General features: G+C 71.9%; 15 protein-coding genes. 8 read left to right on the top strand and 7 right to left on the bottom strand.

The window, feature by feature from the left end:
* Positions 1-97: 97 nt before the first annotated feature.
* A complete protein-coding gene (locus VNL12_RS03810; protein ID WP_325591633.1) occupies positions 98-2,449 on the top strand; it encodes a sodium-translocating pyrophosphatase in 2,352 nt (783 codons plus the stop codon).
* Positions 2,450-2,574: 125 nt separating this feature from the next.
* Here VNL12_RS03810 and VNL12_RS03805 read toward each other — a convergent pair whose 3' ends face one another.
* Complete coding sequence (locus VNL12_RS03805; protein WP_325591632.1) at positions 2,575-3,324, bottom strand: class I SAM-dependent methyltransferase; 750 nt, start codon at positions 3,322-3,324, stop codon at positions 2,575-2,577.
* 88 nt (positions 3,325-3,412) lie between these two features.
* Between VNL12_RS03805 and VNL12_RS03800 the strand changes: the two genes are divergently transcribed.
* Complete coding sequence (locus VNL12_RS03800; RefSeq protein WP_325591630.1) at positions 3,413-3,820, top strand: RidA family protein; 408 nt, start codon at positions 3,413-3,415, stop codon at positions 3,818-3,820.
* Between the two features lie 112 nt (positions 3,821-3,932).
* Here VNL12_RS03800 and VNL12_RS03795 read toward each other — a convergent pair whose 3' ends face one another.
* The gene (locus VNL12_RS03795; protein ID WP_325591629.1) at positions 3,933-4,910 is read right to left on the bottom strand and encodes a DUF7065 domain-containing protein; all 978 of its coding nucleotides are present in this window, start codon (positions 4,908-4,910) and stop codon (positions 3,933-3,935) included.
* A 60-nt stretch (positions 4,911-4,970) separates the two neighbouring features.
* Between VNL12_RS03795 and VNL12_RS03790 the strand changes: the two genes are divergently transcribed.
* Both VNL12_RS03790 and VNL12_RS03785 read left to right on the top strand, forming a co-directional pair.
* Complete coding sequence (locus VNL12_RS03790) at positions 4,971-5,366, top strand: SCP2 sterol-binding domain-containing protein (protein ID WP_325591628.1); 396 nt, start codon at positions 4,971-4,973, stop codon at positions 5,364-5,366.
* A complete protein-coding gene (locus VNL12_RS03785) occupies positions 5,366-6,202 on the top strand; it encodes a DNA-formamidopyrimidine glycosylase family protein (protein WP_325591626.1) in 837 nt (278 codons plus the stop codon). Before VNL12_RS03790 ends, VNL12_RS03785 begins: the two co-directional genes overlap by 1 nt.
* A 21-nt stretch (positions 6,203-6,223) precedes the next feature.
* Here VNL12_RS03785 and VNL12_RS03780 read toward each other — a convergent pair whose 3' ends face one another.
* Entirely contained in the window at positions 6,224-7,213 is a 990-nt protein-coding gene (locus VNL12_RS03780; RefSeq protein ID WP_325591624.1) for a malate dehydrogenase, read from the bottom strand.
* A 48-nt stretch (positions 7,214-7,261) separates the two neighbouring features.
* Between VNL12_RS03780 and VNL12_RS03775 the strand changes: the two genes are divergently transcribed.
* The 4 genes from VNL12_RS03775 to VNL12_RS20795 are packed head-to-tail and all read left to right on the top strand — an operon-like array spanning position 7,262 to position 9,018.
* Positions 7,262-7,807: a gamma-glutamylcyclotransferase family protein gene (locus VNL12_RS03775; RefSeq protein WP_325591622.1), complete on the top strand. Its 546-nt coding sequence runs from the start codon at positions 7,262-7,264 to the stop codon at positions 7,805-7,807.
* Positions 7,808-7,848: 41 nt separating this feature from the next.
* Positions 7,849-8,118: a hypothetical protein gene (locus VNL12_RS03770; RefSeq protein ID WP_325591620.1), complete on the top strand. Its 270-nt coding sequence runs from the start codon at positions 7,849-7,851 to the stop codon at positions 8,116-8,118.
* A 1-nt stretch (position 8,119) separates the two neighbouring features.
* The gene (locus tag VNL12_RS03765) at positions 8,120-8,500 is read left to right on the top strand and encodes a hypothetical protein (RefSeq protein ID WP_325591619.1); all 381 of its coding nucleotides are present in this window, start codon (positions 8,120-8,122) and stop codon (positions 8,498-8,500) included.
* On the top strand, positions 8,497-9,018 hold the full coding sequence (locus tag VNL12_RS20795) for a DUF4031 domain-containing protein (protein ID WP_349257789.1): 522 nt from the start codon (positions 8,497-8,499) through the stop codon (positions 9,016-9,018). The genes VNL12_RS03765 and VNL12_RS20795 overlap by 4 nt, the downstream gene beginning before the upstream one ends.
* Here VNL12_RS20795 and VNL12_RS03760 read toward each other — a convergent pair.
* The 4 genes from VNL12_RS03760 to VNL12_RS03745 form a co-directional block, all read right to left on the bottom strand.
* The gene (locus VNL12_RS03760; RefSeq protein ID WP_325591617.1) at positions 8,912-10,342 is read right to left on the bottom strand and encodes an aldehyde dehydrogenase family protein; all 1,431 of its coding nucleotides are present in this window, start codon (positions 10,340-10,342) and stop codon (positions 8,912-8,914) included. The two genes, VNL12_RS20795 and VNL12_RS03760, sit on opposite strands and share 107 nt — an antisense overlap.
* 203 nt (positions 10,343-10,545) lie before the next feature.
* Positions 10,546-11,220, bottom strand: coding sequence for a hypothetical protein (locus tag VNL12_RS03755; protein WP_325591616.1), 675 nt, complete (start codon positions 11,218-11,220; stop codon positions 10,546-10,548).
* A gap of 135 nt (positions 11,221-11,355) precedes the next feature.
* The gene (locus VNL12_RS03750) at positions 11,356-12,573 is read right to left on the bottom strand and encodes an NADP-dependent isocitrate dehydrogenase (RefSeq protein WP_325591614.1); all 1,218 of its coding nucleotides are present in this window, start codon (positions 12,571-12,573) and stop codon (positions 11,356-11,358) included.
* Between the two features lie 69 nt (positions 12,574-12,642).
* Positions 12,643-12,915, bottom strand: coding sequence for a hypothetical protein (locus tag VNL12_RS03745; RefSeq protein ID WP_325591612.1), 273 nt, complete (start codon positions 12,913-12,915; stop codon positions 12,643-12,645).
* Positions 12,916-12,966: the final 51 nt, after the last annotated feature.

Below are 12,966 nucleotides of genomic sequence, written 5' to 3'. Positions count from 1 at the left end.
AGTCCCGCTGCCGGGCGGCTGGGTGACGCGCGGCCCCTGTGCTGCAGACGGTGCGGCTCGTACCCCACGAGCTGCGAGCCCCACGAGAGGTTGACGAATGTCCTACGTGCTGGCCGAGGGTGGTTACCAGGCCTTCGACCTGAGTGGCACCGACACCACGGTGTTGCTCATCTCGCTGCTCATCGCCCTCGGCGCGCTGGCGGTCGCCTTCGTGATGATGCGCGGCGTGCTGGCCGCGGATGACGGCCCGAAGGAGATGACCGTCATCTCCGACGCCATCCACGAGGGGGCGATGGCCTACATCACCCGCCAGTTCCGCACCATCGCCGTCATCGTGGTGCCCCTCGCCGTGGTCGTGTTCCTCACCTCGACCCAGATCGACCAGACCGAGACCGAGGTCGCCCTCAGCTTCTTCCAGTCCGGCCTCTTCCGGACGGTGGCGTTCCTCGTCGGCGGAATCGCCTCGGCCGCCATCGGCTTCCTCGGCATGTGGCTCGCCACCAAGGCCAACGTCCGCACCACCGCAGCCGCCGTCCGGTCCGACTTCGCCGGGGCCTTCCTGGTGGCCTTCCGCACAGGTGGCGTCGTCGGCCTCGCCACCGCCGGCCTGGGGTTGCTGGGCGCCACCACCATCATCTTGATCTTCCAGAACACCTCGACGGCCATGCTCGTCGGGTTCGGCTTCGGCGGCTCGCTCCTGGCCCTGTTCCTCCGCGTCGGTGGCGGCATCTTCACCAAGGCGGCCGACGTGGGCGCGGATCTGGTGGGCAAGGTAGAGGTCGGCATCCCCGAGGACGCCCCCCGCAACCCGGCCACCATCGCCGACAACGTGGGCGACAACGTGGGCGACTGCGCCGGCATGGCCGCCGATCTCTTCGAGAGCTTCGGCGTCACCCTGGTCGCGTCGATCATCCTCGGCGTCACCGCCTTCGCCGGGATCGGCCTCGGCCCCGACGTCGCCGCCCGCGGCCTGGTCTTCCCGGTGGGCGTCATGGCCATCGGCGTCGTCGCCTCGATCATCGGGCTCTACCTGGCCAAGGCCCGCGCCGGCGAGGACGACGCCCTCAAGATCATCAACCGGGGCATCACCATCGCCCAGGTCATCTCCATCGCCGGGGCCGCGGTGCTCGCCTTCGCCTACGTCGGCAACCCTGACGGGGCCACCGTCTCCCAGCCCGGGGCTCGGATGTTCGGGGCCATCGTGGTCGGCGTGGCCCTCGGCTTCACCGCCTCCCGCATCACCGCCTACTACACCGCCACCACCCAGAAGCCGGTGCAGGACATCGCCAAGGCCAGCCGCACCGGCCCTGCCACCACCGTCCTCGAGGGCATGAGCCTCGGGCTCGAGTCTGCGGTGTGGGGCCTGATCGCGGTGGCCGTGGCCATCGGCGGGGCCATCGCCCTCGGCGGCGGCAGCTTCAAGTTCTCCACCTACCTGGTGGCCCTCGCCGGCATCGGCATGCTCTCGACCACGGGCATCATCGTGGCCGAGGACACCTTCGGCCCCGTCGCCGACAACTCGGCTGGCATCGCCGAGATGTCGGGCCACTTCGAGGGTGAGCCCGAGCGGATCATGGTGAGCCTCGACGCGGTGGGCAACACCACCAAGGCCGTCACCAAGGGCTTCGCCATCGGCTCCGCCGTCATCGCCGCGGTGGCCCTCTTCGCCTCCTACGGCGAGACGATCATCGAGGAGATCACCCCGGCCGGTTCGCCGCTGCCCGACGCCTCCTACCCGATCAACGTGGCCGAGCCCAAGGTGTTCATCGGCCTGCTGATCGGAGGCTCGATCGCCTTCATCTTCTCCTCGCTGGCCATCCGGGCGGTGTCGCGGACCGCCGGCGTCGTGGTCGAGGAGGTCCGACGCCAGTTCGCCGACGGCAAGATCATGAGCGGCGAGAAGCAGCCCGACTACGGCCCCGCCATCGACATCTGCACCACCGCATCGCTGCGCGAGCTGGCCACGCCGGCGCTGATCGCGGTGCTCACACCGGTCATCATCGGCTTCGGCCTCGGGCCCATCTCCCTGGGCGCCTTCCTCGCGTCGGTGATCGTCGTCGGTCAGCTGATGGCCAACTTCCTATCCAACGCCGGCGGCGCGTGGGACAACGCCAAGAAGTACATCGAGGACGGCGCCGAGGGCGGGAAGGGCTCCGAGCCCCACAAGGCGGCCGTGATCGGCGACACCGTCGGCGACCCGTTCAAGGACACCGCCGGGCCCGCCCTCAACCCGCTCATCAAGGTCATGAACCTGGTGTCGCTGCTGATCCTGCCGGCGATCATCGGCTTCTACGACGAGGCGGCCCTGCGGGAGCTCCGCCAGGTGGGCGAGCCCGCCGGCATCGCCATCGCCGTCGTGGCCGCGGTGGTCGTGGTCGCCGCCATCGCCTTCTCCAAGGGCGTGTTCACCCGCGACGCCGGCGAAGCCGCGGCCGACGCCGCCCCCTGAACCCCTGCCCCGAGCGAACTGGGGCACGCGCTGGTCGCGGGGGCGACCAGATCATGCCCCAGTTCGCTCGGGTTCCGGTCGTCTCGCGGTGCCCACCCGGCCCGCGCCAGGTCGAAGCGTCCGCCTCAGCCCGGCGCGACGGCCACCCAGCGGGAGCGCTCCCCCGCCACCGCCCCGGGGATCTCGTCACCACGGACCAGGCCGGCGGCGGTGAGGGCGGCACGCATCTCGTCGGTGGTGAACAGGCCCAGCTCGTGATGCTCGGCGAAGGTGTCGGTGCCGGATGGGGTGGTCACGACCCAGGTCATGTCGAGCACGCTCGTGCGACCCAGCCGCCACGACCGGGTGGTGCGCGCCACCGCCCGGCCCGGCACCGACGCCGCGTCCGCGTGCACGTGGCCGTCGACCCAGGCGTCCGGCGTCAGCCACCCGTCGACTACCAGCACCCCGCCGGGGACGAGGTGGTCAGCCATGGCCCGGACGGCCCGGACCAGGTCTTCAGGCGTGCGGGCGTACCCGATGGAGGAGAACAGGCACGTCACCGCGTCGAAGCGTCGGCCGAGGGCGAAGGTGCGCATGTCGCCCTCGTGGACCGGGACCGACCCCAGCCGGGCCCGCGCCCGGGCCGCCATGTGGGAGCTGAGCTCGACGCCCTCCACCGCGAACTGCTCGCGGAGGTGCACGAGGTGCCCGCCCGTCCCGCAGGCCACGTCGAGCAGCGTGCGCGCCGCGGGCCGTCGGGCCCGCACCAGGGCGGTCACCTCGACCGCCTCGGCGGCGTAGTCCTTGCCGATGCCGTCATAGATCAGGTCATACGCGTCGGCCGACCGGCCGTAGGCCGCGTCGGCTCCGCCCGGGGTGTTGTCGTCGGCCATGCCCCATGTTGCGGCATCCGGCCGGCGGGGACACCACGCCTTGGGTCGGGCGTCCGGGCACCTTTCGGCCGGCGCATAGCCTGCGCCGATGGACGAGCCGCGCCAGAACATCTCCTCCGGCAGCCCGTGGGAGCTGCTCATGGGCTACTGCCGGGCGGTGCGCGTGGACAACCAGATCCACGTCGCCGGCACCTCGCCCCACCTGCCCGACGGCACCGTCGACCCCGACGCCGAGGACCAGGCCCGCCGGTGCCTGGAGATCATCGAGGGGGCTCTGCTGGAGGCCGGCGGGCAGCTCTCCGACGTGGTCCGGACGCGGGTCTACCTGGTCGACGCCGCCGACTTCGACGCCGTGGCCCGGGCCCACAGCACCTTCTTCAACGACGTCCGCCCGGCCAACACCACGGTCGTGGTGGCCGGGCTGCTCGACGCGCGGTGGAAGGTCGAGATCGAGGCCGACGCCATCATCGGCGACCCCGCCCGCGTCCGTCACTGACGAGCATCCGGGTCACCCCCCCGCCCCCGCCCCCCGCCGAACTGGGGCACGCGCTGGTCGCCAGGACGACCAGATCACGCCCCAGTTCGGCTGAGGGCTCAGGTCTCAGGGCTCAGGTCTGGGGCTGGGGTTGGTTCCACTCGGTCCAGCCGACGCCGGTGCGGCCGTCGCGGGCGGTGTAGCGACACAGGGCGCGGGGAAACCGCGAGGCCTGGCCCTCCGGACCGGTGAGCAGCACCGGGGCGAAGGCCACCGGGGTGATGTCGAGGGTGACCTCCGCAGGCCCCTCACCGTCGCCGCCGAAGCCGACCCACCCGGAGCTCGGCAGCCCGTCGGCCCCCAGCTCCTGACCCCGCTCGACCCGCTCGACCCCGACCGGGACGCCCCCCGGGGCCTGGAGGTAGCCGGTGCCGTAGAGGAGGGCGTCGCCCAGGGTGACGTGCGTGGCGTGGGTGCGGGTGCCGTCGTCGAGGGCGCTCGACGTCCAGCACCAGCCGACCGACCACCAGTCGCGCACGCCCCAGGAGTGGTCACGCTGACCCGACCCGTCGATCTGGATCCGCTCCTGGCCCACCAGCACCTCACCGCTCACCCGGCACGGCACCTCGTAGCGATCCACGCCGGGATAGGGGTACGCGCCGCCGACGGTCTCCCACTCGAGGTCGAAGCCGAAGGGCACCCGCTCGCCGCGCAGCGCGCCGTAGACCTCGGCCGGGTCGTCGACGCTCACTGCGAACGCCTCGCACCCGAGCGACCAGTGGTCGAACGCCGTCTCCAAGTTGTGCGCGGCCCACAGGCCCTCGGAGCGCACCTCGAGCCCCGAGCCGGGCAAGGGGACCTCGTGGTCGATCACGGTGACGAGCGGTCGATCCTCGCCGACCACGCAGGCCCAGTACCAGGCCACGCCCAGGTTCGGGTACAACCCGAGCCGGACATAGCCCCCGAGCCGCCCGTCGTCGGCCGCCCAGTCGAAGTACCACGACTCGTTCCAGAGCGCCTCGGGGCCGGGGGGGTGAGGCCCCTCGTCGGACGGGGTGAGGGTGGGCGCCGGTGGAGCGCCGCCCTCGGACGGGGGATCGGGGTGCGACATCGGCGCCGATGGTAGGTCGCGCACCGCCGAGCCGGGAGACGCCACCGGTAGGGTGCGGCGATGCCCGCGGCGTGGTCGGAGGAGTGGATCGGGGCGCTCGACGCCGCGGCCCGCGCCGATGACAGCCTCCGCGAGGCGTCGCGGGGGCGTCACGTCGTGATCGGCCAGGAGGTGGTCGACGGCGAACGGCTGACCCGGTGGCACGTGGTCCTGAACGACGGAGCCGTCGCGGTGCGCCCGGGCCCGGCCGAGGCCCCCGACGTCACCTTCTCCCAGGACGCAGAGGTCGCCGCCGCCGTCGCACGAGGCGAGGTCGCGGCCCGCACCGCCTTCGTCCTCGGCCGCATCCGGGTCGGCGGCGACGTGAGCATGCTGCTCGAGCTGGCTCCTGCGCTCTCGGGCCTGGGCGACGTGTTCGCCTCGGTGCGGACCGCCAAGGACGCCGAGGAGAGCTGATGCCAGAGCTCCCCGAGGTCCGGGCCCACGCCGAGCGCCTCGACCGCGACCTCGCCGGCACGACCCTCGTCCGCTTCCGGCCGCTCTCCTTCACCGCCCTGAAGACCGCGGACCCGGCGCCCGATGCGGCGATCGACCACCCGCTCGCCTACGTCGGCCAGCGGGGCAAGCACCTCTTGTTGGACTTCGGCGTGGCGACCTTCGTGATCCACCTCATGCAGGGCGGCCGGCTGCGCCCCGATCCCAAGCCGGCGGCCAAGCCGCGTGGCGGGGTCGCCCGCTGGGAGCTGGCCGACGGTCGGAACCTGCTGCTCACCGAGGCCGGCACCGAGCGCAAGGCGGGGGTGTGGGTCGTCGCCGGTGACCCGGAGGTCGCGCCGCCGCTCGACCGCATCGGGCCCGACGCCGACACCGTCACCGCCGAGGCGCTCCACCGGCTCCTGCGCGACAAGCCGTCTCGCCTCCACGGCTTCCTGCGCGACCAGCGGGTGATCGCCGGCCTCGGACGCCGCTTGGCCAACGAGGTGTGCCACCGGGCCCGGTTGTCGCCCTTCGCCCCCACGGGGCGGGCGAGCGCAGCCGACGCTGAGCGGCTGGTCGAAGCCATCGCCGCCTGCGTCGGTGAGGGCATGTCCTTCGAGCGGGGCCGCGACGACATGAGCTCGTCGCGCCAGCGGCCCGGTGCCGTCCACCACCGCAAGGGTGAGGAGTGTCCCGACTGCGGCGATGTGGTCCGCACCATCGAGTACAAGACCTACGAGGTGGCGTACTGCGCGGCGTGCCAGACCGGCGGCAAGGTGCTGGCCGACAACACGACCAGCAAGTTCCTCAAGTAGCCCGTACGGACGCTCGGTCGCTCAGATCAGGCCGAGCTCCCTGACCGCGTCGCGCTCCTCGACCAGCTCGGCCACCGACGCCTCGATGCGGGGGCGGGAGAAGTCGTCGATCTCGAGGCCACCGACGATCTCCCACTCACCGTTCCGCGTGGTGCAGGGGAACGACGACACGAGACCCTCGGGCACGCCGTAGCTGCCGTCGGACACGACCGCCATCGACACCCAGTCCCCTTCGGGGGTGCCGTGCACCCAGTCGCGCACGTGGTCGACCGCCGCGCTGGCCGCCGACGCGGCGGAGGACGCGCCGCGCGCGTCGATGATGGCTGCGCCCCGCTTGGCCACGGTGGGTATGTACTCCTCGACGACGAAGCTCTCATCGCCGACGGCGTCGAAGGCCGACCGCCCGTCGACCTCGCAGTGGACGAGGTCGGGGTACTGGGTGGTGGAGTGGTTGCCCCAGATCGTCATCTTCTTGATGGCGTTCACCGAGACGTCGAGCCGAGCGGCCAGCTGGGCCTTGGCCCGGTTGTGGTCGAGGCGGGTCATGGCCGTGACCCGGCGGGGATCGAGACCCTCCGCGTTGCCGATCGCGATCAGGGCGTTGGTGTTGGCGGGGTTGCCGACGACCAGGGCCTTGACGTCAGGCTTGGCCGCCTGGGCCAGGGCCTTGCCCTGCGGGCCGAAGATGCCACCGTTGGCGCCGAGCAGGTCGGCGCGCTCCATGCCCGCCTTGCGGGGCATGGCCCCGACGAAGAGCACCACCTCCGCGTCGCCGAACGCCGTCTCTGCGTCGTCGGTCTTCACGATGTCGGCGAGAAGCGGGAACGCGCCGTCCTCGAGCTCCATGGCCACACCGTCGAGGGCGCCCAGGGCGGGGGTGATCTCCAGCAGCTGGAGGGTGACGGGCACCTCAGGGCCGAGCATGGCGCCACTCGCGATGCGGAACAGCAGGCTGTAGCCGATCTGGCCGGCGGCCCCGGTGACGGCGACGCGGACGGGCTCGGTGGTCATGACGATCGGGCTCCTGGGGTCGTGAACGATCCGTCCGGCACGTTACCGATGCCCTCGCCCCCACCCGAACCGGCGGTGGACCTCGGGGCGACGTCGGAGTCCGCGGGGTCGGGTCGGCGCGTCCGCCACCAGTCGCGGAACGGCGGCGGTGCCTCGATCGACCAGCGGGTCAAGGTCAGCACCGCGACGGTGCCGCCCACCGGCTGTGCGACGCTGGCGGCGATGGCGCCTCCGCTCTTCGTCTACGGCACCCTCATGCCCGGCCACCTGCGGTGGGGGGTGCTCGAACAGCACGCCGTCGGCTGGCGGCCCGCCGCGGTCGAGGGCCGCCTCCATGACACCGGCGAGGGGTGGCCGGCGGCGGTGTTCGTGCCCGGCGACGACCTGATCAGGGGCTGGGCCGTCGACCTCCGCCCCGAGGTGGCCGAGGTGGTGATGGTCCACCTCGACGAGGTCGAGGGCGTGACCCAGGGGCTGTTCCTCCGTGTGGAGGTCGCCCTCCTCGGCGGCGAGCCTGCGGTTGCCTACCAGCTCGGCTCTGACCCCGGCGGCCTGGCCCGCATCGCCCGGTGGGACGACGAGCGCGAGGCGTGAACCCCTGTCGCCTCTTCCCACCGTGGTAGTAAGGTCCGCCCGTGGCCGCTCGAAAGTACTCCGCCTCCATGGACGAGCACCTCCTCGACGAGGTGCAGCAGACCGCCGAGGGCGAGGGGCTGACCGTCTCCGCCTTCCTGGCCCAGGCGGCCGCCGACCGAGTAGCGCTCCTGGGGCTCCAGCGCCTGGTCGACGACTACGAGACCGAGCACGGCGCGTTCACCGACGAGGAGCTGGCCCATGCCGACGCTCTGCTCGATGCGGCTGGTGTCGCCGACAACCGGGCCCGACCGCTGCGGCCCGGGTCTTGAGGTGGCCGGCTCGCTCACCCTCGACGCGGGAGCCCTGATCGGTCTCGACCGCCGCGATCGGACGGTGTGGCTTCTCCTCCGCCGGGCTGTCGACCGAGGGGTGCGTCCACATGTCCCCGCTCCAGTCGTCACCCAGGTCTGGCGCTCATCGCGCCAGGCCAACCTGGCCCGGGCCCTGAAGCAGTGCCGGGTCGAGGCCACCGACGACGCCCTGGCCCGCCGGGCGGGGAGCCTCTGTGCCCTGGCCGACCGTCATGACGCGGTCGACGCCATCGTGGTCGCCAGCGCCGCCCGGCGGAGCGACGCCATCGTCACGTCGGACTCGTCGGACATCGCCGCGTTGGTGGCGCACGCTCCCGGCGTGGCTGTCATCGAGGTGTGATCCTGGTCGACCGGCCGATCTGGCCGGCGCACGGGCGGCGCTTCGCCCACCTGGTCAGCAACGAGTCCTTCAACGAGCTCCAACGCTTCGCCGCCGACCTGGGCCTGCCTCCCCGGGCGTTCCACCGCGACCACTACGACCTGCCCGACGCCTGGTGGGACGTCGCCGTGGGCGCCGGGGCCGGCGTCGTGGAACCAGGCCGCCAGCGCAACGGCCGTCGCGTCCGCGTCGGGCTCGTGGGGCACCAGGCGCGCCGCCTCGCGCCAGACCTCCTCGACGTGTTCGACCGTGTGGTAGCGGCGGTGCGGCTCACCGTGGCGTTTCGCCAGGGCGGCGAGCAGAGCCTCGACGGCGGCCGGGTCCCCGTCGGGGGTCTCGGGGGCTCGCGCTCCGGCCGCGCCACGAGGCCGGCTACCGCTGCAGGGCCTTGGTCTGCAGGAACTCGTCGAGGCCGTACTTGCCCAGCTCGCGACCGATGCCGGACTGCTTGTAGCCGCCGAAGGGGGCAAGGGGGTTGAAGGCGCCGCCGTTGACGTCGACCTGACCGGTGCGCATGCGGCGGGCCACGGCCACGGCCGCATCCTTGTCGGCGCCCCACACGCCGCCAGCGAGGCCGTAGGGGGAGTCGTTCGCGATGCGCACGGCGTCGTCGACGTCGTCGTAGGGGATGACCGAGAGGACCGGCCCGAAGATCTCCTCCTGGGCGATGGCCATGGCGTTGTCGACCCCGGCGAACACGGTGGGGCGCACGTAGTAGCCGGTGGGGAGGTCGTCGGGGGCCTCGGCGCCGCCGGTGATGAGGGTCGCGCCCTCCTCCACGCCCTTCTGGATGTAGCCCCGGACCCGCTCGCGCTGGCTGTCGGAGATGACCGGCCCCAGGCGCCCGGCCCCCGCCGCCGGGTCGCCGAGCGTGTAGACGCTCTCGACCTCGTCCCGGATGATGTCGACGATCTCGTCGTGGCGCGGGCGAGGGACGAGCATGCGGGTGAAGGCGGTGCAGGTCTGGCCCGAGTTCAGGTAGCAGGAGCCGACGCCCTTGCGCACCGCGGCATCGAGGTCGTCGCCGTTCAGGTCGTCGAGGATCACGTTGGCCGACTTGCCGCCCAGCTCGAGCGCCACCCGCTTCACCGTCGGGGCGGCCAGGGCGGCGACCCGGGTGCCGGCGCGTGTCGAGCCGGTGAAGCTCACCATGTCGACGTCGGGATGCGAGGCAATGGCCTCACCGACGACCGGGCCGACACCGGAGACCAGGTTGAACACGCCGGCGGGCAGGCCGATGCCGTCGATGATCTCGGCCAGGATGAAGGCGTTGAGGGGAGCGACCTCGCTGGGCTTGAGCACGACGGTGCAGCCCGCCGCGAGGGCGGGGGCGACCTTGGCGATGATCTGGTGGAGCGGGTAGTTCCACGGGGTGATGGCGCCGACCACGCCGATGGGCTCCTTCACCACCAGGCTGTTGCCGACCTCCTCCTCCCACACGACCTCGTCGATCAGCTTCACGTAGGTGCCGGCGATGGCGGTGGGCAGCCCGGCTTGGATCAGCTGGGAGAGGAACAGCGGCATGCCGACCTCGCCGGTGATGGTCTCGGCGATCTCCTGGTTGCGGGCGCCGAGACCGTCGGCGAGGGCCTGGAGGGCCTTGGCCCGCTCGGCGGGGTCGGTGGCCGACCACCCCTCGAAGGCGGCCTTGGCGGCGGCGACGGCCCGATCGACGTCGGCCGGCGTGCCCTCGGGGATCGACCCCATCACCTCCTCGGTCGAGGCGTTCACCACGTCGATGGTGGCGGTACCGGTGGAGGAGACCCACTGGCCGTCGATGTAGAGGGAGTCAAAGGCGCGCATGGGCGACAGGATACGGCGTCGGCGGGCTCGACACCCTCAGGGCGGCGGTCGGCGCCGGTGGCGCTGCGGTCGGTGCGCGACACCCCGTCCATGCTCACCGCCATCACGCCGCCCAGGTCAGGGCCCCGACGCGACGGGCGACCCGGCGCTGCGGCCCGGGCGAGTGGCCGTGGTCGTGCAGCCGTCAGCGGGGGACTGCCCGGTCACTCCTGCCAGAGCAGGGGCTCGTCGAGCTCGCCCAGGTACTCGATGCCGCTGAGCTCGGCGCCCTCGCCGACCAGGATCACCTTGCACCCCTCCACGGTGTCACCGGCCGCTGAGTCGGAGAGGAAGCTGCCCGACGTGCACTGGTCGAAGCCGATGGTGATCAGTGTGCCGGCTCGGGCGCCGTCGCCCAGGACACCGCTGAGGTCAGCGTTGACCGAGGCGCCGGCGACGTCGACGTCGGTCAGGTTCGTGGCCGAGTAGTCGACGAGGTACGGCACCTGGCCGGCCACGTCGTCACCCACGTCGAGACCAGCCGCGGCCAGCTCGTCGAGCGAGGACTCCTCCACGCCGGTCACGGTGACCTCGAACTGTGCCGTCTCGTCGTCGCTGGTGACGTACTCGACGACAGCGGGATCGCCGAAGGCCAAGGTGGTCCCTCCGGGCGTGGCCTCCTCCTCACCGCCGGGCGATCCCTCGCCCTCGGTCGTCTCGGAGGGATCGGGTTCGGACCCGCTTGGCTCCGACGTCGTCGGTTCCTCGGCCTCGGAGGTGGTGGTCTCCTGGGAGGAGGGCTCCGTGGTGGTGCCCTCGTCCGGGGAGTCGTCGTCACCTCCGCACCCGGCGAGGAGCAGACCGGTGACGGTGATGGCGGCGAACATGGATCGTCTCAAGATGGTTCCTCGGTGTGGTGGATCGGTCGTCCCGGCACGGCAGCAGCGGGGTACCCCGGTCGGGGACGGGGAAACGGTGAGGCCGCCCCGGTCGGGTCCGTCGACCCTGCGCTCCGGGACCGGTCAAGTCGGCGATCAGGCCATCTGCTGCTGGAGGCCGTCGTCGAGGGCGGCGAGGAAGTCCTCGGTGGTGAGCCACTCGGCGTCGCCCCCGACGAGCAGGGCCAGGTCCTTGGTCATGCGGCCGCTCTCGACGACGTCGACGCACACCTTCTCGAGGGTCTCGGCGAAGGCGGTGACCTCGGGGGTCTCGTCGAGCTTGCCCCGGTGGGCGAGCCCGCGGGTCCAGGCGAAGATCGAGGCGATCGGGTTGGTCGAGGTCTTCTCGCCCTTCTGGTGCTGGCGGAAGTGCCGGGTGACGGTGCCGTGGGCGGCCTCGGCTTCCACCGTCCGCCCGTCGGGCGTGGAGAGCACGGAGGTCATGAGCCCGAGGGAGCCGAAGCCCTGGGCGATCGTGTCGGACTGCACGTCGCCGTCGTAGTTCTTGCAGGCCCAGACGTAGCCGCCCTCCCACTTCATGGCCGCCGCGACCATGTCGTCGATGAGTCGGTGCTCGTAGGTGAGCCCGGCGGCGTCGAAGTCGGCGGAGAACTCGTCGTCGAAGATCTGCTGGAAGATGTCCTTGAAGGCGCCGTCGTAGGCCTTGAGGATCGTGTTCTTGGTCGACATGTACACCGGGTAGCCCCGCGCCAGGCCGTAGGCGAGCGACGCCCGGGCGAAGTCCTCGATCGACTTGTTGTAGTTGTACATGCCCATGGCCACGCCGCCGCCCTCGGGATAGGTGGTGACGAGGTGCTGAATGGGCTCGGAGCCGTCGGTGGGCGTGAAGGTGATGGTGAGGGTGCCGGGGCCGGGCACCTTGAAGTTGGTGGCCTTGTACTGGTCGCCGTGGGCGTGGCGGCCGATGATGATCGGCTTGGTCCAGCCCGGCACCAGGCGGGGCACGTTGCTCATGATGATCGGCTCGCGGAACACGACGCCGCCGAGGATGTTGCGGATGGTGCCGTTGGGCGACACCCACATCTGCTTCAGGCCGAACTCGGTGACCCGAGCCTCGTCGGGCGTGATGGTGGCGCACTTCACGCCGACGCCGTGGCGCGCGATGGCCTCGGCGGCGTCGACGGTCACCTGGTCGTCGGTGGCGTCGCGGTGCTCGATGCCGAGGTCGTAGTAGTCGACCGCGACATCGAGGTAGGGGAGGATGAGCTGCTGCTTGATGAACGCCCAGATGATCCGGGTCATCTCGTCGCCGTCGAGCTCGACGACCGGGTTCTGCACCTTGATCTTGGCCATGGGCCCGGATCGTAGTTGTCTCAGACTTGTCTCAACGGACGGCGGACCGTGCTGTCCCGCGCCCCGGCGTCAGACCGAGAGGTGGGCCGGTCGGCGCCGGCTCGCCACCACGGCCACGGCGCCGCCGGCCAGCAAAACGACCGAGACGCCGGCCAGGAGGCCCACCTCGGAGCCGGTGCGGGCCAGGGGTGCCGCGCCGGCATCATCGGACCGGTCGGCCTCCTGCTCGACCGACGGAGGCGACCCTTCGCCGGTGGGCGGGTACTGCTGGGCGGCGGCGGTCGACGCCGCGAGGAGCGGCAGGGCCAGGGCGAGGAGGACGAAGGCGAGCAGGCGGCGCATGGCAGAACCTCTGGCGTGGAACCGTTGGTGAAGATCGTCGCCGGTCCACGA

This window comes from Iamia sp. (assembly GCF_035575815.1).
GTDB lineage: Bacteria > Actinomycetota > Acidimicrobiia > Acidimicrobiales > Iamiaceae > Iamia.
Note: the sequence above shows the minus strand (reverse complement) of the source record. Positions and strands in the feature narration are given on the sequence as shown.